A 20,108-nucleotide genomic window follows, 5' to 3' on the forward strand; every position below is an offset into this window, starting at 1 on the left:
AGTTATTGTTGTTGCAACCTTGCATCTTTGTAACGCGACATCGACACCGTGGCGTGATAACCGGCAGACAAGTCGACAGCCACCGGTCGGCGCCCGATTCCAGGCATCCGGATTCTGATCGTGAATCGCATCATTCCGCTTGTTCTTGCGGTCGCCCTGTTCATGGAAAACATGGATTCGACCGTCATTGCGACATCCCTTCCCGCGATCGCTGCAGACATCAATACCAGCCCCATTGCCCTCAAGCTGGCGCTGACGGCCTATCTGGTGGCTCTGGCGATCTTTATCCCCGTCAGCGGCTGGATGGCCGACCGGTTCGGCGCCAAGAACGTCTTCCGCGCGGCAATCGTTGTCTTCATGACCGGATCCGTCGCTTGCGCCATGTCCAACTCACTGGGCTCCTTCGTGGTCTCACGCCTTCTTCAAGGCATGGGCGGCGCCATGATGACGCCCGTCGGGCGTCTTGTTCTGGTGCGCTCCACGCCCAAGAACGAGCTTGTCGCCGCCATGTCCTGGCTGACGATACCGGCCCTGGTTGGACCGCTGGTCGGCCCGCCGGTCGGAGGCTTCATCACCACCTACTTTTCCTGGCACTGGATTTTCCTCATCAACATACCGATCGGCTTCATCGGCATCTGGCTGGCCACGCGCTACCTGCCCGTGACCGAAAGGCTGGTCACGCCTCGGCTCGATCTGATCGGCTTTGTGCTTGTCGGCATCGGCGCATCGGGACTTGTGTTCGGCCTCTCGGTCGTCAGCATGCCCGCGCTTCCGCCCATAGTGGGCGTGGTTACGCTCGTTACCGGGCTGGTCGCGGGATTGCTCTACCTGTTCCATGCGCGGCGCACGCCGAATCCATTGCTGGCACTGGATCTCTTCCAAAATCAGACTTTCCGTACCTCGGTTTTCGGCGGTGGCCTGTTCCGCATCGGCATTGGAGCGGTGCCATTCCTTTTGCCTCTCATGCTGCAAATCGGCTTCGGCCTTACACCGTTCCAGTCCGGCCTCATCACCTTTGTCTCCGCCATTGGCGCAATCGGCATGAAGCTCGTCACGACTCGCGTGTTCCGACTGGCTGGGTTCCGGCGTGTCCTCGTGTTCGGCTCGCTGATTTCGGCCGCGTCGGTGGCGGTCAACGGGCTGTTCACGCCCGAAACCCCTTATCTCGTGATCTTGACGATACTTTTGGTCGGCGGCTTCCTGCGCTCGATGTTTTTCACCGGCGTCAACGCCCTCACCTATGCTGACATTTCGGCAGAAGACACCAGCAAGGCAACGCCGATTGCCGCTGTCGGCCAGCAATTGTCCATAGCGCTCGGCGTAGCTGTGGCGGGCGGCATCCTCGAAGTCGCCACAACTGTCCATGGCGGTCCGCTGATGCTGGCCGATTTCCACGCGGCGTTCTTTATCGTAGCGGCGATTTCTGCACTGGCATCGCTGTCGTTCCTACGGCTTTCACCGGATGCCGGCAGCGCCGTTTCCGGTCACGGTGTTCGGCCGGCCAAGGTGCTCGAAAGCGAAGCCTCTTCCTGATTACGAGGCGTTTCGGTCGTCGTCGGCCTCTGCCCTGCCCTTGAAATCCTTGGCCAGCAGGTAGAGCTCGACGGACTCATCGCGCGAAGCCGGCGGCTTGACGTGATGGACAGATTTGAAGTTGCGTTTCAGCGCATCAAGCAGACCGCCTTCCGTCCCGCCTTGGAACGTCTTCGCCAGGAAATGTCCGCCCGGCCGCAATACCGACATGGCAAAGTCGGCTGCAACTTCGCACAGGTGCATGGTGCGGATGTGGTCCGTGCGCCGATGTCCCGTGGTCGGCGCTGCCATGTCCGACAACACGATATCCGGGTCGCCGCCCAGCGCCTCAGCCAGCTTGGCAGGCGCTTCAGGGTCGAGGAAATCCATCAAAAGGACGTCGGCACCCGGCACGGCAGCCATTTCAAGGTAGTCGATACCGACCACGTGCGGCGCTTCGGCAGTCGATTTCGTGCGCACTGCCGCCACCTGGCACCAACCTCCGGGAGCCGCGCCAAGATCGATCACGCGCATTCCCGGCTTCAACAGATGATGCTTGTCGTCGATCTCGATCAGCTTGTAGGCGGCACGCGAGCGATAGCCATCCGCCTTGGAGCGTTGCACGTAAGGGTCGTTCATGTGGCGTTCCAGCCAACGGCGCGACGATTCCTTAAGCCCGCTCTTTTTCTTGACCCGGGTGCGCAATACGCGCATTCCTCCGGCGCCCGGCTTGGCAGGTTTCTTGGTCATGGCCGCCCCCCTCTTGGCCGTCCATCTCTCCAGACGCCATCGTCAGCCATCAGTTCGCTCAGTATGCCTTCCCTCAGGCCCCTGTCCGCGACCCGAAGCCTGTCAGCGGGCCAAACTGCCCTGATCGCCTCGAGAATAGCGCAACCCGCCAGAACGAGATCGGCCCGGTCGGCACCGATGCAGGGATTGGCCACCCTTTGCTGGAAATCCCAGCCGAGCAGCTTTTCCACCATGCGATCGACATTGTCGCTGTCCATCCACAAGCCGTCGACGCGGCGGCGATCGTAGCGGTCCAGTTCAAGATGAACGCCGGCTAGCGTGGTCACGGTACCGGACGTGCCCAGAAGATGGAACTTAGGCGTGGCCAGTACATGGTTCAGGCGGTTGCGCCCTTCAAATGCATCGAGGCGCGTAGCAACATCATCTACCATTGCCGCAAAGACATCGCGGGTCACCGTCTTGCCGCCAAACCGCTCGGCCAGCGACACGACGCCCACCGGAAGCGAAGTCCACGAGACGATATGGTTTGCCAATCGCGACGAGCGTCGCTTGGTCAGGTCGATCAACGCGATTTCGGAAGAACCTCCACCGATGTCGAACAGCACAACACCTTGCGTGTCCCGCTCGACCAGCGAACCGCAACCGGAAACCGCTAGCCGCGCCTCGGTGCGTCGATCGATGATCTCAAGCTTCAGGCCGGCCTCGCGCTCGACCCGATCAAGAAACTCAGCGCCATTGTCCGCGCTGCGGCAAGCCTCAGTCGCTATCAGGCGCGAGCGCGCGATCTTTCGGCTGCGCAGCTTGTCACCACATATTTTCAAAGCCTCGACCGCTCGATCCATGGCCGCGTCGGACAGCCTGCCGCTCGCCGATAGGCCCTCGCCCAGCCTCACAATACGCGAGAACGCATCGATGACGCGGAACTGGCCATTGCGCGAGGGTATGGCTACGAGCAGCCGGCAATTGTTGGTGCCAAGATCCAGCGCAGCGAATACCGGCAGGTCGTTCGCATGATGCCGCCTGCCGGGGTTGGCCGATGCCGGGCCGGGTTCCGCGCGCTCTACACCGGTTTGAACCCCCGCAACATGGCTCTTGGCTGGGGCGACAGGTTCTGCAGCGGCCGGCGCAACCTGAACCGCGGCCTCGCCATCGCGCGCGAAAACCTTGCGCCCGCGTCTGCGCTTGCGCCGTTTCCTCGTCTTGCCTTTGGCATTTTCATTGTTGGCCGCGTGTCCCACCTGCCCGTTTCCGGCCAAGGCTGCCGGCTCACCATCACCATGGTGGCCAACTGAAAAGGTAGCTTTGCCTGTCGGCTTCGCTGCCTCCCCGGACTCGCGAACCTCCAGCACTTCAGTGCCGGCGTTGCGGTCTGTCACAGGTCGTTCCTTCCGACGCCGCGCGAACCGGAATTTCCGGACGCAGCACGCGAATATGTTTCAAGTTGGCGCCAGATTAGCAGCGTGCCGCGCAATCACCAAGAGCAAAGCGTCGAAAGATCAAGACCCGCCAAACTGCCGGGAGAAAGCCAAGTATTGATGATTTCAATAGGTTCCGACCTTGGTAGCAGCCATTTGAAGACCTGCAAGGTTGAATAGTCGGCTTCGATAAGGCATTGCTGAAATGCACGATTCGGAAGGCGGCCCCGACATGAGCCGCCCTGCACCGCACCTCGGGGGAGGCGTTCGTCGCGCATGACAGGCAGCTCATGAATTGGAAACGATATTTCTGGCCCACCGTCGGCCTGACCGCAGTTGCGTTTTCGATTTGGCTGCTGCTGGATGAGTTGCGAGGGATCTCGCTTGACGACGTCTGGGACAGCCTTCTCGCCATACCCGTTCACGGGTGGTTGCTTTCTGCACTTAGCGCTATTGTTGCCTATGCCGCGCTTGCCGGCTATGACCACATCGCGCTCCTTCACATCGGCAAGCGGGTATCGTGGCTGTTTGTGACGCTGTGCTCGTTCACCACCTACGCCCTCTCCCACAACATCGGCGGTTCGGTTTTTTCAGGAGCCGTGATCCGCTACCGCGCCTATGGCACCAAGGGCCTGACCGGGCATGAAGTCGGCATACTCGTCGCCGTCTGCTGGTTCACCTTCGTACTGTCCTCGATACTGGTTGGCGCCATCGTGCTGATTCTAGTGCCCGGCTTGTTCGACCGCTTTTCCAGCATCGGCTTCCACAGCTTTTCGGGCGCGACCGGGCTGATCATGCTGTTACCGGTCATTGCATATATCTTCGGCAGTTGGCTGCACTTGAGGCCCCTCAAGATCGGTTCGTTCCAGGTGCACTATCCGCGCCTGCCAATCGTGGCGCGCCAGTTGATCATCGGCCCGCTCGAACTGCTTGCGGCTGCCGCCATCATCTATTTCGCGTTGCCTGAGGCCGGAAATCCTGGATACCTCGTGGTTCTGGGCGTCTTCCTAGTGTCGTTCTCAGCCGCCCTGATTTCCCATGCTCCGGGCGGACTTGGCGTGCTCGAGGTGGTGTTCCTGGCGGGCCTTTCGGAAATGGACCCGGTCCATGTGCTGGCCGCCCTTTTGGTATTCCGGCTGTTCTATCTGATCATCCCGTTGATCGTCGGCCTTGTGGTCGTGCTTTTGTTCGAACGCTCACAATTCGACAGCAACAACGGTTGAAGCCTTTCATGGGCTTGACTATTTCACGGCGGCGATTAAAACGCGGCCACTTACCGGAGCGTGGTTCTGCACTGCGCTGGCGGACATGCTGGAAAACCAGCCTTCCGCACACTGCCAAAACATCGGCTCAGATGCTTTTTGGGGAATAGGTTAACGGTAGACCCACGGACTCTGACTCCGTTAGTCCTGGTTCGAATCCAGGTTCCCCAGCCACCCTTTTATCATTATTTTTCAATTACTTATATAACATTAGAAAATGCTAAGCCTTACAGCCAAGCGGATGATACACATGACATCCGGTCTACCAAATCAGCCATCCTAATGCCGCCAAATGAAGGGCAAGGATCGCTAGCTAGCGTATGCTGGCTTGACGGACGAACTAAACGCCGCGGTGATCAGCAGCTTCACTTTTTGACGTATCGCTGCGTGCGAAGTGCTTCGAAGCATTTCTGGTAGTCAGTAATATATTTCATGGATCGTGTTCTCTCCCCAAGTGCGTTCACACTTTCCACGTTCAAATCAATATCGACCTTAATATCACTCTCACCGTTGTTGCTGTTGAACGCGACGGTAAGCTGATTTCTTCCCATAGCTTCCACAAGCATATCAATCGTCGGTGCGAGCTGGAAAATCGCGAATATCCCGCCCGGAACATCACTAGGGCTAGCACTCACCATCGACGCCAAGTTGGTTTGATAATCAGGGCCGACGAGATAAACCCTTGTTGGCGCGGCCGGGATAAATGCAAACGCCCCGTTGTTTAGGGCTACCTCATTCACAACCAGCTTCACGTTTGAACCAAACGTGTCGCCAACCTTCATCACACCAACATTTCCGGAAAGCTGAAGATACTTTCCCTGCCGATAAACGTGATCCTGCACAACAGCGTCAAACACGAGCAGACAGCCCGTCAGCTTGCCCTCTCGCATATATGGCTCGACCTTAACTGATGAAGTGCCTTCCATGCGGCTCATCATCATGTCGAGCGCAGCATCCGCATAGGCGGTTGTCGCCAACGTTGAAGCAACAACCAGAGCACAAACGATGGCCCGCATAATCCCCACCCATGCACGTGCGGTAATTAAGTGAAGCTTTGACTCTGTTCAGAGGAAAAAGCAAAGGCGAGTCCGTGGACTCGCCTTGCCATGCGTCAAACTCTTGCCGTGCGGTGTTCGTGCCGCACGATGCACCGTTCCTCGAACAGGCGCATCAGGTTCATGATCTCTTGCGGATAGTCTCGATCCGTGGCGTCCCGGTTGATCGTTATCTTTGGTTTCTGGTCTTGAGCGACCGCCAAGCAAGCTTCGACTGCGTTTCTCAGACCGTTCGTTATGGCTACCGCTACCAAAGACGGGTCGCCTTGGTGTCTAGTGGACTTCTCGAAGGTGAGTGGCGGAAAGGTGAGACTCGAAGTTTTGAACCCAGGGCGAGTCCACAACGATTATACCGTGCATCAACGATGACCGCCCCTCAGAGCAGACGCGTCAGTTCGACCTAGACATCTTCACCTGCCCGATCCGCAGGGGCTCCGACGAGCGGCCCGACGCAGAAGTGCTCCATGTGCCGCTCGGCGAGCGGGCTGTGGAATTCGCCGAACTCCGCCGTGGCGTCCTTGCCGCCGTACATGCGTGCCACGAAAGGTCCGCCCGGGTGGTGATCCTTCCACTCGGTAAAGTCGTAGACCTTGCCGCGGATGACAATCCAGCAGTCGCCGAACGAAGTGTGCTGCGCGAGTTCCTCGCGTGTGACGGGCCGGTCGCCGGTCAATGATTTCGCCGGCTTCCACAGGTTGCGGGCGATCTCCTGGCGCGCGCTGCCCAGCGCCGCGGTCCGCGAGCGGAAGTCCCACGGCCCGAGCTTCCTGAGCGGCAGCTTGTCGCCGATCGATCGCGCGTCGAACGCGTAGATCCACGAGTCGTCGGTGCCCGCACGCTCGTTGTGATCGAACATCGGGTAGTCCCGCTCGTTGACAGCGGCGAGGATCGCCCGCCGCTCGGGTGCGTCCACCGGCTCGAGGTGCTTGAAGAGGAATTTCGACGCGAACTGGAACCGCGTCGCGCGGTAGTAGCGCACACGCTCGTAGTGGAGCAGCGCGCTGTAGATGTCCGTACCGTGGAGCTCGAAGCACTTTCCAAGCGCCGCGGCGTCCTCGAAGGCCTGTGCGGCACCCTGGCCGTAGGTCGGCAGCATCGGGTGAGCGGCGTCGCCCACCAGGCCCACGCGACCCTCCGTCCAGCTCTCGAGCGCATCCCGGTCGTAAAGTCCCCACTTCGTCGGGTTCTCGATCAGGCTGGTGAGCGCGACGACGTCGCCGTGACGGGGGTCGCCCGCGAACGCCTTGCTCATGTTGCCGACCATCTCCTCACGGTCGGCGGGGAACCAGTCGCCCTCTTCGCGCTCGAACTCCTCGGCGTTGGGCTCGTAATAGGCAAGCCACACGTTGAGCAGCTCGCCACCGCGGACCCAGTACGTGAGGTGCTGCGCCGTCGGGGTCTCGCGGGAGTCCATCGACATCGTCTCGATGGGGTTGAAGTCAAGCGGGCTGCCGTCGGGCTTGCGCGCTGCGGCGACCTTGTCCCTCGGGACCAGACCGCGGTAGACGACGACCTCGGTCCAGCGCTTGGTCGACACGCCGGGCCAGACCGCATCCAGCACCCGGGAGTTGATGCCGTCGGCGCCGATCACCAGATCGCCGGTCTCGGTCGTACCGTCGGAGAATGTCACGGTCACGGACTTCTCGCCTTGGCTTATGGCCTCCAGGCGCTTGGCCATATGGACCTGGATCGGGCAGTCGGCGCCCGTCTCGGGCGCGAACTCGAGTACCCGCTTGTGGAGGCACATCAGCAGGTCCATGCGGTGCATGTGGTGGAAGCCGGCGGCGTCGTTGGCCGACGTGTTGTGGTCGAGCGGCTTGCGCGTGATGTGGCCGTCCTCCCAGATCATCCGCGTCTCGCTGAGGATCGCCGCCCTGCCGCCGTCGACTGCCCCGGCGGGGCCCTTGGGGTCACCGCCGTCGAGGTCGACGCCGAGCCACCGGCACAGCCTTGCTCCGTTCGGGGGGATGTTCAGGCCCGCTCCCGCGGTGCTCGGCGTGCGCGTCTGCTCGAAGACGTCGATCGACGTGAAGACGCCCGACTTCCGCAGCGCTAGAGCGGTCAACAGCCCTGCCATGCCACCACCTGCGATAAGAGCCCGCATGATGTCCCTCCCGTTCCTCTCCGTGGGTTGCGTCCGACCGTACGAACCAACCTTCTTAATTCATTCACACGTGAATTACATTCAACCTCCCCGAAGTCAAGGCTCTGTCCGGGTTCAGCACATATGAGATGGTTGGGAGGGTCGGCAGCTGAAGGTTTTCAGATGTTCGGCGGGGGTTATGTGACCGGCCAGACTAGCGTAGTCGACGGCGGCGCCACGCTGCCCAAGGCCGGCTTCGCGGTCGAGCGCAATGGGCCGGCATGCGCGCCATCTCGGCGAATTTGCACAAGCTTCAGTACACTACTCTGAAGCGGATTCGGGGCCGGTTCGGCTGATTCGATCCCGCGATCGCCATCAGCCCGCCGCGGCAAGTCCCGCGTCCAGCCCCTCGGCGATCGTCGCTATGTCCTTCGCGGTGACGATCAGCGGCGGCGACAGGATGATCATGTTGCCTGACACGCGCAGCATGATGCCCGCTTCATAGGCGGCGTCGGCGATCTTGGCCATCGTCTTCTTGTCGGCCGGCTTCTTGGTTGCGCGGTCGGCGACGATTTCAAGTCCCGCCATTAGCCCCTTGCCGCGCACGTCGCCGACAAGTTCGTGCTTCGCCTTCAGGTCTTCCAGAGCCTTTGCCAGTTCGGGGCCGCGCGCCGCCGCGTTCTCGTTGAGCCTCAGGCGCTTCGTCTCGGCCAGCGCCGCGATGCCGGCGGCGCAGCCAACCGGGTGGCCGGAATAGGTGTAGCCGTGTCCGATGGCACCGAAGCTGGTCTTGTCGGCCTCGAAGACGTCCGCCACCTTCTGCGAAATCAGCGTGGCACCCAGCGGGAAATAGCCCGAGGTGATCGCCTTGGCGACGGTCATAAAATCCGGCTTCACGCCCCAAAGCCCGGAGCCCGACCAGGCGCCGGTGCGGCCGAAGGCGGTCACCACTTCATCGGCGATCAGGAGGATCTCGTGGCGGTCGCAGATGGCGCGCACCAGCGGCATGAAGGTTTCCGGAGGCACGATCACGCCGCCGGCGCCCAGCACCGGCTCCATGATGAAGGCGGCGATGGTATCGGCTCCCTGGAAAGCGATCTCCTCCTCGACGGCGCGGGCGCAGAGCTGCGCCAGCTTCACCGGATCGGATTCATCGAACGGGTTGCGGTAGGTCCACGGCGCCGGCGTGTGGAAGACGCCGGGCAGCAGCGGCTCGTAGTTGCGGCGGAAATTGGCGTTGCCGTTGACGGAGGCGCCCCCGAAATGGGTGCCGTGATAACCCTTCTTCAGCGCCAGGAACTTCGTCCGGTCGGCCTGGCCGCGGATTTTCCAGTACTGACGGGCAAGGCGCAGAGCCGTCTCGACTGAATCGGAGCCGCCTGAGGTGAAGAAGGCGCGCACCATGCCTTCCGGCTCGAACAATTGCGTCAGTTCGTAGGCCAGCTCGATGGAGGGGCCGGTCGAAGTGCCGCGGAAGCCGGAATAATAGGGCAGGACAGTGAGCTGTTCGGCGATGGCCTTTTTGATCGGGTCACAGCTATAGCCGAGGTTGACATTCCACAAACCGCCGACCGCGTCGAGCACAGTGCGGCCCTCAATGTCGGTCACATGAGCGCCCTCGCCCTTTATGATGACCTTTGGTGGATTGGAGCGCACCTCCGCCGGATGCGCCATCGGGTGCCAGATCGGCTTGCCGTTATTTTCGATCAGGAAATTGGTGTCGCGCATGTCAGGTCACTCCAGGGGTCAGGAAAAAGCGATGCCGAAATGGCCGAGCGCTTCGGTATAGGATTTGGCGGGTTGCGCCACGTCGAACCACGCCGCGATCATGCCGGCGGCGAGCGCACCGTCGATGTTGCGCTTCTGATCATCGACGAAGACGCAAGCCTCAAGCGGCACGCCGAGTGCGCCGCCCACCGCCCGGTAGGCGCGCAGGTCGGGCTTGAGGATGCCGGTATAGGTTGCGTCTACAATCGTCTCGAACTTGGAAAGCAGCGGCAAGCGGCCTCGGAAATCGGCGCCGTAGAACAGGTCGAGCTCATTGGACAGGATTGCGAGGCGGACGCCGGCGGCATGGGCGGCGCGGATGGCGCGGTCTGCCTCCGGCCGCACCGCAGCTGCCGGGTCCGCGCCGCGGGCGCGACGCACGAAGGTGGACATGTCCGCCCAGTCCTCGCCGACCAGCGCACCCATCTCGCGCGTGCGCGTCCTCCAGTAGTCGCGCTCGCTGATTTCGTCGGCCTGCATGGAACGCCACAACGGATCGCCTGCAGGGTCGAACGGCCCGCGCCATCCAAGCGTTCCGGGTTTCAGGCCGAGCGCCTGTTCGGTCAGCGCGTGCGTCTCGAACAGCGTCTTCGTCACCACTCCGCCGAAGTCCAAGACGAGGGCTTGCGGCTTGCTCGCACGCTCTCCACTCATCGATCCGCTCCTTGGCTAAGGTTGTGACTGTGTGCCTGAGAGCGGGTCGTCGCGGCATGCGAACAGGCCTGCGGATGCTTCTCGACGTCGTCTCTAGAGTCGTCAATAATCGAAAGCCCCTCGCCCCGAACACCGAGGCGCAGCCAACCGCGTGATCCGTAAGCAACCCACGCGGCCCCTGCGGGTCGCGCACAAGATGCTTGCTCAACGTGACGGAATCTCATCCTGCCGCCTCGCCGTGTCGAGCGCCTGGCGCGATGACGCCCTCGGCCACCCAGCGGTCGAAGATTTCCAGCGCTTTGGCGACGAACGACGGGTCGTTGATGTGGGCGGCGATCTCATGCAACTCGGCGTTGGAGGGAACGGCGTCGCGCATTTCGTCGATGAAGTCGGCGAGTGCGTCGGGCTCGTGCAGAGGCTCGCCTTGCCTGTCCCATTGTTCGATGCCGCCGGCGGGCAGGATGAAAGCGGTCGGGCCCGTCGCGCCGGCGAGCTTGGCGCCGATGGCGCGGGCGATCTCGCGCCGGGTCGGGCCGTCGACGGTGACGGAGGCGACCAGACGATTGTGCACGTGGTAGGGGCGGTCGGCGAAGCGCGCCGGGGTCGGCTGCCAGGTTGGGAAATCGACCATGTCGGCGGCGCCCGGCGCGACGATCTGCGGCACGGCGGTGCGGCCCGCGTTCTCCAGCCGGTCGGCGCCGGAACTGACGACTGAGCCCATCAACTGGTTGGCGACCTCCTGCAGGGAGAAATCCATGACCGCGGCGAAGCCGCGCCGCGCGGCGATCGCCTCCAGCGCACGACCGCCCATGCCGGTGGTGTGGAAGACGGCGACCTCGTAGCCGCGCTTTTCAAGTTCCGGCTTCAGCGCCGCCATGTAGGCGAGACAGCTTTTGCCCAGCGAACTTATGCCGACCACAGGGCGTTCGGCCCTTGGCGCGACGACGGCTCGGGCCGCGCCCACCACAGCACCGCAAGCCTGCGACAGCACCGCCTTGCAGGTGTTGTTGAGACCGTGGAGGCCGCCGGCCCACAGGATCATCATCAAATCGGTGGCGATGCGTTCGGGCGGGACCAGATGCGAGTAGGCGATGGTCGAGACGACGAATTTGGGCGCGCCGAGCGGCAGCGCCAGGGCGACGTCGAGGGCTAGGTCGGTCCCCATGGTGCCGCCGAGCGCGATCATGCCGTCGATCTCGCCGCGCTCATGCAGCGAGCTGGCGAGGGCCGCCGCGCCCCGCGCCATCAGCGTCATGGCGGAATTCTCGTCGCCGTTGGCCCCAATCGCCTCGATCGTGGTTCCGACGGCGGCGGCGATCGCGTGCTTGTCGTGCTCGGGCCGGTAGGGTGGGTCGCCCAGTACGGAAACGTCCATCATGACGGCACGTCCGCCCACGGCCTCGATGCGCTCGCGCATGAAGGTCAGTTCGTCGGCCTTGGTGTCGCCGGTGCCGATCACCAGGATGCGTGGCTGGTTGGTCAAGGTTGCGCGATCTCCGGGATTGGAATCAGGAGGCCCGCGCGCGAGCGGGCGGAGCCGAGCGGCCGTAGAGCCGTTCGCCGATCTCGCGCGCAGCGGCCGACGCCAATGCGCCGTAGCGGTCTAGGTCGCCACGGGCGACGCGCGAGCGGGGAGCGGCGACGGCTATGGCGCCGACCGGCCTGCCGCCGGCGTCGAGAATGGCGGCGGCGGCGCTGTCGACGCCCTCCTCGAAGCCCTGTTCGCCGACGGAATAGCCGCGCCGGCGCGCCTCGCCGACGCGCCTGGCGAGCTCGGTCGGATCGGCGATGGTGTGCGCCGTGTAGGCCGGGAGCGGAGCTGCAAGGACGGCGTCGCGAAGCTTGGCCTCGGCGAAGGCCAGGAAGGCGATGCCAGAGGCGGTCGCGTGCAGCGGCAGCAATTCGCCGAGCGGCACGAAGATGCGGTTGGCCCGCTCCGATTCGACGACATGGACCGAGACCAGGCCGCGCCGCGAATATTCCGAAACATGGGCCGTCTCGCCGGTTTCGCCCGCCAGCCGCTCGACCAGTGGCGCGGCAGTGCGCAGGAAGGGGAACTGCGCCTCGCGCATCAGCGCCAGCCGGGCGATGCCGCTCCCCAGCCGGTAGTTGCGGCTGCCCTCGTCCTGCTCCACCAGCCCGCAGTCGATCAGCGACATCAGCAGGCGCCGCGTCGTCGTCTTGTCGAAGCCGGCGCGCCGGGCGAGATCGCCCAGCCCCGCCTCCGGCGCGTCGGCACCGAGCGTTTCCAGCAGCAAGACGGCCTTGGTCACGGTGCTCACGATTCCTCTCCGTGAACTACTTAACGTGCGAAATAGCTTGACAGTTCGGAAGCTTGTTTGCAAGTCTATATACGAACCGGCGTTACGAATAATGAAACTCACACGGCGGCAACGCCAACGACGGTTTTGGAGGAGCGCCACGGCTGGAGGGAAACCGGCCGCGGTGGAACAAGGAGGAGAAACATGCGCAGATTGCTCGGCTTGGCGCTTGCCGCCGCCGCATTGACCGCCCCGTTCACGGTCCCCGCCTTCGCGGACTATCCGGAGCGTCCCGTCACCTTCATCGTGCCCTGGCCGCCCGGCGACCTGGAGGACCAGCTTACCCGCATCATCGCCGACGAGATGACGACGGAAACCGGCGTGCCGGCCAAGGTCGTCAACCGTCCGGGCGGCGGCGCGGTCGAAGGCGCGACAGCCGTCGCGCAGTCCGATGCGGACGGCTACACCATCGGTTCGTTCGTCATCGACGTGCCAACCATGCACATCATCCGTGCCAACGCATCTTACACGCGCGACACCTTCGAGCCGGTCGGAATTTTCCTGACTTATCCCTTCGCGCTCGTCGCGTTGAAGGATGCGCCCTACAACAACATGGCCGAGCTCGCCGAATACGCGAAGTCGAACCCAGTCAAGCTCGGCCATTTCGGCTACGACCTGGTACCGACCATGGCGACCTTTGCGGCCGCCAAGCAGCTCGGTTTCTCGTTCGGCTCCGACGCCGCTTTCGACATGCTCGATTGCGGGACGTTGAAGAATGGCGACGTCAACGTCATGAACACCACCATGGCGACGGTGCTGTCCTGCCTGGACGACGTAAAGGTGATCGCCGCCTATACGGACACGCCGCTGTCGATCAAGCCCGACGGCAAGCTGCTCTCTGAGCAGGTGCCAGGCATGAACCTCACGCTGTGGAACGGCCTCTTCGTGCCGAAGGGCACGCCGCAGGAAGTCAAGGACAAGCTGGCTGCCATCGCCGAGAAGGCAATGAAGTCGGATAAGGCGCAGGAAGTCGCCAAGGCCACCGGCGCGGGCGTTTACTGGATGGGCGCGGCCGATGCCGCCAAGCGCATCGACAAGGACTATGCCGCTGCCGAGGCGCTTCTGAAGGCCGTCGAGGCGAAGTGATTGCCAAGGGCGCGCCGCGACAAGCGGCGCGCCCTTTTCCTTAACCAGTTGGAAATCGGTCATGGCGCTCAGCGATCCGCCCGGCAGCGAGCTTGAGATCGTCGAAAGCGACGATGAAGAGATCGTTCCCCCTGAAGCCGAAGGCATGGCTGCCACCACATTGCTGGCCGCCGTATTGGTGCTGATTGCACTCGCTCCCTTCGCGACGCGGTCGCAACCCGTGGGCAAGGCCTGGTACCTGGCGCCCATCAACTGGCCGCTGTTCAGCCTGGGCATCGCCGCGCTGGCAGGCACCCTACTCGCCTGGCAATTCTTCTCAGCGTGGCGCGCCGCGCCCGATCGAACGGCATTTCGCGGCAATGCGCGATGGGCGTTCGGCGGCATGAGCCGGGCGCTCGAATACAGCTTCTACTTTTGCCTATATCTGCTCGCCGTCGCTTGGATCGGCTTTTCGATCGCGACGCTGATCTTCCTTCAGTTCATCGTCTGGCGATCCGGCCTGCGTGGCCTGAAATGGGTACTTTCAACGCTTTGCGTCACTGTCGCGATCGTCATCATCTTTCGCTTGGGCATCGGCCTCTGGTTTCCGCTTTCGCCGCTGCTGAAGCGTTTCCCCGCATGGGTCGGAAATAATCTTGGAGGTTTCCTTTGATCGACGCCGTTGTCCTCGGCTTCGAGCACGTCGCCACGTGGCAGGTGATCTTCGCCCTGCTGTTCGGTGCGCTGTGCGGCATCATGGTAGGCGCGATCCCCGGCCTCGAGCCGGCTGGCGCCATGGCGATCTTGCTGCCGTTCAGCCTGCAGCTGGAGCCGCTCGCGGGAATAACGCTGCTGCTCGGGTCTTATGGCGGGGCCTGGTATGGCGGCGCGATTCCCGCGATCCTGATCCGTGTGCCCGGCACGCCGGTGAACGTGCTGACCACCTATGACGGTTACCCGATGGCGCGCCGCGGCGAGGCGCATCGTGCGCTTTCGCTTGCCTATTCCTCGTCTTTCATCGGCGGCACCGTATCGGTGCTGGCGCTGATCTTCCTGGCACCATACCTCGCCAAGGCCGCGGAGAAATTCGGGGCTCCGGAATACGCCATGATCGCGGTGCTGGCACTGGTCTCGGTGATCCTTGCCCATCAAAAGCACGTCGTCCCCGCGCTGCTTTCGCTGGGCATCGGCATGTTCCTCGGCACCGTTGGTTTCGAACCGCTGTTCAACACGCAACGCTACACCTTCGATCAGCAATGGTTGCTGGGGGGCGTCCCCATGGTGCCTGTCGTCATCGGCATGTTTGCAATGTCGCAGGCCTTCGTCTTGCTTGAGACCAAGAGCCATCGTGCCGACGCCGGCGATCTGGCCTATCGCAACCGCTTCCGCGGCCTGGCCGAAGCGCTACGCTATCCCAAGGTCCTGGCGCGCTCATGCGGGCTGGGCGTGGTGCTCGGGCTGCTTCCAGGTGTTGGCGAGTTCGGTGCGCAATTCCTGTCCTACTCACTGGCGCGGCACTTCTCCAAGAACCCGGACCAGTTCGGCAAGGGCTCGCCTGAAGGCCTCGTTGCCTCCGAGTCGTCGATCAGCGCCTGCACCTCCACGGTGCTGGTGCCGCTGCTGTCGCTCGGCGTGCCGACCGACCCGCTGATGGCGATGGTGCTTGCCGTCTTCATGATCCACAACATCATCCCGGGCCCGCAACTCTTTGCGCAGCATCCGGATTTCATCACGGGCCTGTATATCTGCCTGCTGCTCCTCAACATCTTCGTGCTCGGTTTCCTGCTGGTCGCTACGAAATACGTCGTGAAGCTCTCAAAAATCAGCCCGCGCATGATAGGTGCCGTCATCCTGGTGTTGGCGCTGATTGGCACCTACACCCAGAATTACCGATTGACCGACGCGCTGATCACGTTGATCTTTGCGATCATCGGCCGTTTCTTCATCCGCAACGGCATCCCGGCTTTTCCATTGGTCATCGGCCTCGTGCTTGGCCCGATGTTCGAGCTGCGCATCATGCAGTCGCTCAGCCTCTCCAACGGCGACCCGACGATCTTCGTGAGGCGTCCTGTCGCCGCCGGGCTGCTCCTGCTCGCACTGCTGGGCGTCGGCCTGTTCGCTATGTCGTATCGCAAAGGTCGTTCTCCCAAGACCGAGCAAAACAAGGCCGTCAACGATGCAACAAGCTGATATCGACGCACTGCGTTCGCGAACCCTGGCTCCGCAAGGCCTGTTCATCGCCGGCAAATCCCAGCCGGCATCGACGGGCCGCGTGCTTGAGGTGACCTCGCCGATCGACGGCGCTAGGCTCACCACCATTGCGGATGGCGGGGCGGCCGACATCGACCGCGCCGTTGCCACTGCCCGCGCGGCCTTTGACAAGGGCGTGTGGTCGCGTGCTGCGCCCGCCGAACGCAAGAAGGTGCTGCTCAAGCTCGCCGGCCTGCTCGAAGACAACGCTCTGGAGCTGGCCGTGCTCGGCGTGCGCGACAACGGCACCGAGATCGGCATGGCCTACAAGGCCGAGCCGCTGTCGGCCGCTGGCACCTTCCGCTTCTACGCCGAGGCCGTCGACAAGGTGTTCGGCGAGATCGCGCCGACCGCCGGCAACGTGCTCGGCCTCGTTCACAAGGAGCCGCTCGGCGTCGTCGGCGTTATCGTGCCGTGGAACTTTCCGATGATGATCGGCGCCTGGAAGATCGCGCCGGCGCTCGCCGCCGGCAATTCGGTCGTGGTCAAGCCGCCGGAGATCGCCTCGCTGGCTTTGCTGCGTCTGGCCGAATTGGCAGCCGAGGCCGGCCTGCCGGACGGTGTGCTCAACGTCGTCACCGGCAAGGGTTCGGTCGCCGGCGAGGCGCTCGGCCTGCACATGGATGTTGATGCGATCGCCTTCACGGGCTCGGGCGCGATCGGGCGCAGGCTGCTCGACTATTCGGCGCGCTCCAACCTGAAGCGCGTCTATCTGGAGCTCGGCGGCAAGTCGCCCAACATCGTCTTCGGCGATGCGCCGGACCTTGGCCAGGCGGCGAAGGTCTCGGTCAACGGCATATTCCGCAATTCCGGCCAGGTTTGCGTCGCCGGCTCGCGCCTGCTGGTGCAATCCTCCATCTATGACCGCTTCATGTCCGACCTGCTCGACGCCACCGCAAAGCTCAAGGTCGGCGACCCGCTCGACTTGACCAGCGACATCGGCGCCATCTCCAGCGCCGACCAGCTTGAGAAGGATCTCGGCTTCGTCGCCAGGGCCGAAGAGGAAGGCGCAAGGCGGCTGACCGGCGGCACGCGCATCCGCCAGGAGACCGGCGGCTACTACATGGCGCCGACCGTGTTCGAGAACGTCACCGCCGAGATGACGCTGGCGAAAGAGGAAGTGTTCGGCCCGGTGCTGGCGGTCATGCGCTTCGACACGGAGGAGGAGGCGGTCCGCCTCGCCAACGCCACCGTCTACGGCCTCGCCTCGGCGGTCTGGACGTCGAACCTCTCGACCGCGCATCGCATGGTCCGCGCCATCAATGCCGGTGTCGTCCACGTCAACACCTATGGCGGCTCGGACATTACCGTGCCGCTGGGCGGCGTGAAGCAGTCGGGCTTCGGCCGGGACAAGTCGCTGCACGCGCTGGACAAGTATGTCGAGCTGAAGACAGCGTGGATTTCGCTCTGACAGTGGGTATTGTGATATGCGTGCGCTTGAGATTTCAGATCGTGAACTGAATGCCCTGATGACGGAAGCCACAAAGCTGGCAGCCGACTACTGGGCTTCGCTCGAGGAACGGCCATCCTATCCGTCGACCAGCGGTGCGGAAACAATGCGCCTCTTCAATCGCCCGTGGCCAGATGCAGGCCAAGGCCGCGAAGTTCTTAGCTATTTCAAGGAGATCTCCGAGCACTCCCGGCCATGCACGGGGCGCTTCTTTGGCTATGTTGCCGGATCGGGCGAGCCGGTCAGCGCCATCGGGGATTTTCTCGCATCGGTTCTCAACCAGAACACAACGTCGTGGCGGTCAGCTCCCGCCGCGGTCACAATCGAGCGCGCGGTCGTTGGTTGGCTTGCTGAAGCGGTTGGGTGTACCGGTTTCACAGGAACTCTTTGTGGCGGCGGCTCGATGGCCAACCTCATGGCTCTTGCGATGGCGCGCGAAGACATGCTGCCGGCCAACGAGGACGGGGCGCGACCGGGCGTGGTCTATGCCTCGGAAGAAGTGCACATGTCGATCCCCAAGGCGCTGGCTCTGCTGGGCCTGGGCCGTAGCAACTTGCGCCTGATTCCAGTCGACAGGGATTTTCGTTTGCGCGCCGACGTCCTTGAGGCAGCCATCGCCAGCGATCGGAAATCAGGCAAGACGCCCTTGGCGATTGTGGCCAGCGCCGGCACTGTGGTGACAGGCTCCATCGATCCATTGCGCGAAATCGCCAGAATTGCGAGCGCGGAGAAGCTTTGGCTCCATGTCGATGGTGCCTTCGGTGTCTTGGCAGCCCTGGCGACTCCAGAGAAATTCGAGGGCCTGAACCTGGCCGACTCGATTTCCCTTGATGCGCACAAGTGGCTCTACCAGCCGATCGATTGTAGTTGCCTGCTCTACCGCAACCGCGACCCGGCGCGAAGAACGTTCTCGCATAGTGGAGACTATGTCAGGATCCTAAGTCAGGATCCCGGTGAAGCATTCGCATTTTTCGACGAATCGATGGAACTGTCGCGACGCTTCCGAGCGCTGAAGCTTTGGCTATCGCTTCAGTATCACGGACGCACGGCCTTTCGCGAAGCCATCACCCGCGATCTCAGCCACGCCCAACTCCTTGCCGAAACAATCCGGGCACACCCGGAACTGGAGGTGGTCGCGCCGGTGCCGCTAAGCGCGGTCTGCTTCCGCCATCGCGTCAAGGATAATGAAGCCATCCTGCAATCTGTTATATCGCGGGGCCGCGTGTACCTCTCGAACGCCGCAGTCAACGGACAGTTCGCGCTGCGTGCCTGTTTCGTCAATCATCGGACCGAGCCGGAAAACGTGCATGAGATCGTTTCCGAGGTGATTGCTGCCGCAGCGGAAATACACGTTTGATCCCTTCCATTTCAGACCATTCGCATCTGAAATGACGGTCGCCCGGCCAGCTTCGCCGCTTCCGGGGACGGCGTCCGCGTCCGTGATGGAACCTTCGCCAGCGCCTCCGCCCTACCCGCGGCGACGTGAACCCGGTCGCGACGGCGGCTATTCCGCCGTCGCCTCCGACTTGACGAGGCCTTCAAGGAGATCGAGGAGCTGCTCATGCCGTTCGGCACCGTAGCGTTTTTCGATGGCGCCATAGATGGCGAGGCGTTCCGGCGCGAGATCCTCGATCAGCGCCACGCCGGCCGGCGTGATGGCCAGAACGGCGCGGCGGCCATCCTCCTTCACTCGGCTGCGCTTGATGAACTTGCGCTCGACCAAGGCCTTGATGATGCGTGTGAGACTGGGCGGCAGGATGGAGGCACGGTTGGCCAGTTCCGTGGCCTCGAGCTGGCCCGCCTCAGCAAGGACGCGCAGGACGCGCCACTGCTGCTCGGTGATGTCGTGGCGCGCGAGCATGGGCCTGAAGCGGGCCATGATAACCTCGCGGGCACGCAAGAGCGCCATCGGCAGGGAACGCTGGGTGCTGGATGGGAGCAAGACATGCCTCATCGTTGTTGCCTGTTCGCCGGCGTCGCCCCACAGAAGCAGGCCGCGCGCCGGCAATCGCCGCTGTATCCCCGATTTTCGAACAGCCGGCAATCCTTCAACAGCAGGAAGGCGGCGCTTGACAATCAAGGCCCGCAGTGTAATTCACGTGTTAATTACAATCCAGCGTAGCTGGCGGAGGGCGCGATGCCGCATATGTCGGTGGAATATTCAGCGAATCTCGACGGCCAGGTCGACATCGCCGACTTCTGCCGGCTGCTGTCGCGCGAGATGCTGGCGACCGGCCTGTTCGAACCCGGCGCGGTGCGCGTGCGCGCCCATCGGGCCGAGGCCTATGCGGTCGCCGACCTTTTGCCCGAGAACGGCTTCATCGACCTCAACCTCCGCATCGGGACGGGCCGCAGCGCCGAGGACAAGAAGCGGGGCGGAGAAGCGATCTTCGCCGCCGCCTCGGACTATCTGGCCAGTCTTTTCGCCACACCGCACTTCGCCCTGTCGCTCGAGATCCGCGAGATCGATGCCGAGCTGAGCTGGAAGAAAAACGCCATTCATCCGCGACTGCGCGGCAAATAG

At 63.0% G+C, this 20,108-nt stretch carries 18 protein-coding genes and 1 tRNA gene; 9 read left to right on the forward strand and 10 right to left on the reverse strand.

Annotated elements, in window-relative coordinates:
• Nucleotides 1-120: 120 nt before the first annotated feature.
• Nucleotides 121-1,533: an MFS transporter gene (locus ACODTY_RS13025; protein ID WP_488994675.1), complete on the forward strand. Its 1,413-nt coding sequence runs from the start codon at nt 121-123 to the stop codon at nt 1,531-1,533.
• On the opposite strand, the gene ACODTY_RS13030 is transcribed toward ACODTY_RS13025, so the two are convergent.
• Both ACODTY_RS13030 and ACODTY_RS13035 read right to left on the reverse strand, forming a co-directional pair.
• Nucleotides 1,534-2,262: an RlmE family RNA methyltransferase gene (locus ACODTY_RS13030; RefSeq protein ID WP_488994676.1), complete on the reverse strand. Its 729-nt coding sequence runs from the start codon at nt 2,260-2,262 to the stop codon at nt 1,534-1,536. It abuts the gene before it with no gap.
• Nucleotides 2,259-3,695 carry a Ppx/GppA phosphatase family protein gene (locus ACODTY_RS13035; RefSeq protein ID WP_488994708.1) on the reverse strand — a complete coding sequence of 479 codons (1,437 nt, stop codon included), beginning with the start codon at nt 3,693-3,695 and terminating at the stop codon, nt 2,259-2,261. Before ACODTY_RS13035 ends, ACODTY_RS13030 begins: the two co-directional genes overlap by 4 nt.
• Before the next feature lie 272 nt (nt 3,696-3,967).
• Here ACODTY_RS13035 and ACODTY_RS13040 point away from each other — a divergent pair, with 272 nt between their 5' ends.
• Nucleotides 3,968-4,900, forward strand: coding sequence for a lysylphosphatidylglycerol synthase domain-containing protein (locus ACODTY_RS13040; RefSeq protein ID WP_488994677.1), 933 nt, complete (start codon nt 3,968-3,970; stop codon nt 4,898-4,900).
• Nucleotides 4,901-5,039: 139 nt separating this feature from the next.
• Nucleotides 5,040-5,113, forward strand: a tRNA-Gln gene (locus ACODTY_RS13045).
• A 191-nt stretch (nt 5,114-5,304) separates the two neighbouring features.
• Here the strand turns inward: ACODTY_RS13045 and ACODTY_RS13050 are convergent.
• From ACODTY_RS13050 to ACODTY_RS13080, 7 genes are all read right to left on the reverse strand, one after another.
• On the reverse strand, nt 5,305-5,955 hold the full coding sequence (locus tag ACODTY_RS13050) for a hypothetical protein (protein WP_488994678.1): 651 nt from the start codon (nt 5,953-5,955) through the stop codon (nt 5,305-5,307).
• 95 nt (nt 5,956-6,050) lie between these two features.
• On the reverse strand, nt 6,051-6,197 hold the full coding sequence (locus tag ACODTY_RS13055; RefSeq protein ID WP_488994679.1) for a hypothetical protein: 147 nt from the start codon (nt 6,195-6,197) through the stop codon (nt 6,051-6,053).
• A gap of 197 nt (nt 6,198-6,394) precedes the next feature.
• Nucleotides 6,395-8,098 (reverse strand): cytochrome b5 domain-containing protein, encoded by a 1,704-nt coding sequence (locus tag ACODTY_RS13060; RefSeq protein WP_488994680.1) that lies wholly within the window; start codon nt 8,096-8,098, stop codon nt 6,395-6,397.
• A 354-nt stretch (nt 8,099-8,452) separates the two neighbouring features.
• Nucleotides 8,453-9,805, reverse strand: coding sequence for an aspartate aminotransferase family protein (locus ACODTY_RS13065; protein ID WP_488994681.1), 1,353 nt, complete (start codon nt 9,803-9,805; stop codon nt 8,453-8,455).
• 18 nt (nt 9,806-9,823) lie between these two features.
• Nucleotides 9,824-10,498: an HAD family hydrolase gene (locus ACODTY_RS13070; protein ID WP_488994682.1), complete on the reverse strand. Its 675-nt coding sequence runs from the start codon at nt 10,496-10,498 to the stop codon at nt 9,824-9,826.
• Between the two features lie 220 nt (nt 10,499-10,718).
• On the reverse strand, nt 10,719-11,981 hold the full coding sequence (locus ACODTY_RS13075; protein WP_488994683.1) for a Tm-1-like ATP-binding domain-containing protein: 1,263 nt from the start codon (nt 11,979-11,981) through the stop codon (nt 10,719-10,721).
• 25 nt (nt 11,982-12,006) lie between these two features.
• Nucleotides 12,007-12,780 (reverse strand): IclR family transcriptional regulator, encoded by a 774-nt coding sequence (locus ACODTY_RS13080; protein ID WP_488994684.1) that lies wholly within the window; start codon nt 12,778-12,780, stop codon nt 12,007-12,009.
• 183 nt (nt 12,781-12,963) lie between these two features.
• On the opposite strand from ACODTY_RS13080, the gene ACODTY_RS13085 reads away from it, so the two are divergent.
• The 5 genes from ACODTY_RS13085 to ACODTY_RS13105 all read left to right on the forward strand — a co-directional run bounded on the left by ACODTY_RS13085 (nt 12,964) and on the right by ACODTY_RS13105 (nt 18,941).
• Nucleotides 12,964-13,905 carry a tripartite tricarboxylate transporter substrate binding protein gene (locus ACODTY_RS13085; protein ID WP_488994685.1) on the forward strand — a complete coding sequence of 314 codons (942 nt, stop codon included), beginning with the start codon at nt 12,964-12,966 and terminating at the stop codon, nt 13,903-13,905.
• A 61-nt stretch (nt 13,906-13,966) separates the two neighbouring features.
• Nucleotides 13,967-14,557 carry a hypothetical protein gene (locus tag ACODTY_RS13090; protein ID WP_488994686.1) on the forward strand — a complete coding sequence of 197 codons (591 nt, stop codon included), beginning with the start codon at nt 13,967-13,969 and terminating at the stop codon, nt 14,555-14,557.
• On the forward strand, nt 14,554-16,074 hold the full coding sequence (locus ACODTY_RS13095; RefSeq protein ID WP_488994687.1) for a tripartite tricarboxylate transporter permease: 1,521 nt from the start codon (nt 14,554-14,556) through the stop codon (nt 16,072-16,074). Before ACODTY_RS13090 ends, ACODTY_RS13095 begins: the two co-directional genes overlap by 4 nt.
• Nucleotides 16,061-17,545: an aldehyde dehydrogenase gene (locus ACODTY_RS13100; RefSeq protein ID WP_488994688.1), complete on the forward strand. Its 1,485-nt coding sequence runs from the start codon at nt 16,061-16,063 to the stop codon at nt 17,543-17,545. The genes ACODTY_RS13095 and ACODTY_RS13100 overlap by 14 nt, the downstream gene beginning before the upstream one ends.
• Nucleotides 17,546-17,603: 58 nt before the next feature.
• Entirely contained in the window at nt 17,604-18,941 is a 1,338-nt protein-coding gene (locus tag ACODTY_RS13105) for a pyridoxal phosphate-dependent decarboxylase family protein (RefSeq protein WP_488994689.1), read from the forward strand.
• A 147-nt stretch (nt 18,942-19,088) separates the two neighbouring features.
• Here ACODTY_RS13105 and hpaR read toward each other — a convergent pair whose 3' ends face one another.
• Complete coding sequence (gene hpaR / locus ACODTY_RS13110; protein ID WP_488994709.1) at nt 19,089-19,538, reverse strand: homoprotocatechuate degradation operon regulator HpaR; 450 nt, start codon at nt 19,536-19,538, stop codon at nt 19,089-19,091.
• A gap of 183 nt (nt 19,539-19,721) precedes the next feature.
• Here hpaR and ACODTY_RS13115 point away from each other — a divergent pair, with 183 nt between their 5' ends.
• Nucleotides 19,722-20,108, forward strand: a complete 387-nt coding sequence (locus ACODTY_RS13115) for a 5-carboxymethyl-2-hydroxymuconate Delta-isomerase (RefSeq protein ID WP_488994690.1) — start codon at nt 19,722-19,724, stop codon at nt 20,106-20,108.

The organism is Mesorhizobium sp. FG116, from assembly GCF_057809835.1.

Bases quoted from the DNA above. Each gene is read 5' to 3' on its own strand.
- ACODTY_RS13030 (WP_488994676.1), bottom strand. From the start codon at position 2,262: ATGACCAAGAAACCTGCCAAGCCGGGCGCCGGAGGAATGCGCGTATTG.
- ACODTY_RS13040 (WP_488994677.1), top strand. From the start codon at position 3,968: ATGAATTGGAAACGATATTTCTGGCCCACCGTCGGCCTGACCGCAGTT.
- ACODTY_RS13050 (WP_488994678.1), bottom strand. From the start codon at position 5,955: ATGCGGGCCATCGTTTGTGCTCTGGTTGTTGCTTCAACGTTGGCGACA.
- ACODTY_RS13060 (WP_488994680.1), bottom strand. From the start codon at position 8,098: ATGCGGGCTCTTATCGCAGGTGGTGGCATGGCAGGGCTGTTGACCGCT.
- ACODTY_RS13065 (WP_488994681.1), bottom strand. From the start codon at position 9,805: ATGCGCGACACCAATTTCCTGATCGAAAATAACGGCAAGCCGATCTGG.
- ACODTY_RS13070 (WP_488994682.1), bottom strand. From the start codon at position 10,498: ATGAGTGGAGAGCGTGCGAGCAAGCCGCAAGCCCTCGTCTTGGACTTC.
- ACODTY_RS13085 (WP_488994685.1), top strand. From the start codon at position 12,964: ATGCGCAGATTGCTCGGCTTGGCGCTTGCCGCCGCCGCATTGACCGCC.
- ACODTY_RS13090 (WP_488994686.1), top strand. From the start codon at position 13,967: ATGGCGCTCAGCGATCCGCCCGGCAGCGAGCTTGAGATCGTCGAAAGC.
- ACODTY_RS13100 (WP_488994688.1), top strand. From the start codon at position 16,061: ATGCAACAAGCTGATATCGACGCACTGCGTTCGCGAACCCTGGCTCCG.
- ACODTY_RS13105 (WP_488994689.1), top strand. From the start codon at position 17,604: ATGACGGAAGCCACAAAGCTGGCAGCCGACTACTGGGCTTCGCTCGAG.
- hpaR (WP_488994709.1), bottom strand. From the start codon at position 19,538: ATGAGGCATGTCTTGCTCCCATCCAGCACCCAGCGTTCCCTGCCGATG.
- ACODTY_RS13115 (WP_488994690.1), top strand. From the start codon at position 19,722: ATGCCGCATATGTCGGTGGAATATTCAGCGAATCTCGACGGCCAGGTC.